Source organism: Aquabacterium sp. UBA2148 (assembly GCF_002328915.1).
In the GTDB taxonomy this organism is placed as follows: Bacteria; Pseudomonadota; Gammaproteobacteria; order Burkholderiales; family Burkholderiaceae_C; genus Aquabacterium; species Aquabacterium parvum.
The window spans coordinates 1-496 of record NZ_DCXA01000306.1 but is presented as its reverse complement, the minus strand read 5'-3'; the positions used below and the strand labels follow the sequence as shown (position 1 = coordinate 496).

Sequence of the window (496 nt, the reverse complement as noted above, 5' to 3'; positions counted from 1 at the left end):
AAACGGAAAATAAAGCACGCTAAGGCGTAGTTCCCTCGGGCTACACCGCGTCCGCACTGCGCGGTTCTTTCTTCCCTTGCAGTGACGCAATCAGCGGGCAGGAAACGTTCCCCTTCCGCGCATGGCAGGCGCACACCAAATCAGACAGCACGGCCTCCATGCGCGCCAGGTCAGCCATCCTCTCGCGCACGTCCTTGAGCTTGTGCTCGGCCAGGCTGCTGGCTTCCTCGCAATGGGTGCCATCCTCCAGCCGCAGCAGCTCGGCGATCTCATCCAGGCTGAAGCCCAACCGCTGGGCTGATTTCACGAAGCGCACCCGCGTTACATCCGTCTCGCCATAGCGGCGAATGCTGCCGTAAGGCTTGTCCGGTTCCGGGAGCAAGCCCTTGCGCTGATAGAACCGGATGGTCTCCACATTGACCCCGGCCGTCCTGGCGAAAACGCCAATGGTCAGGTTCTCCAAATTGTTTTCCATATCGCTTGACTCCGTACATAA

The 496-nt window shown here is 59.9% G+C and carries 1 protein-coding gene; it reads right to left on the bottom strand.

Annotated features, from left to right (window positions below; translation table 11 throughout):
• Window positions 1-40: 40 nt before the first annotated feature.
• The gene (merR, locus tag B2W70_RS16805; RefSeq protein ID WP_000429838.1) at window positions 41-475 is read right to left on the bottom strand and encodes an Hg(II)-responsive transcriptional regulator; all 435 of its coding nucleotides are present in this window, start codon (window positions 473-475) and stop codon (window positions 41-43) included.
• Between the last annotated feature and the right edge of the window lie 21 nt (window positions 476-496).

Bases quoted from the DNA above. Each gene is read 5' to 3' on its own strand.
- merR (WP_000429838.1), bottom strand. From the start codon at position 475: ATGGAAAACAATTTGGAGAACCTGACCATTGGCGTTTTCGCCAGGACG.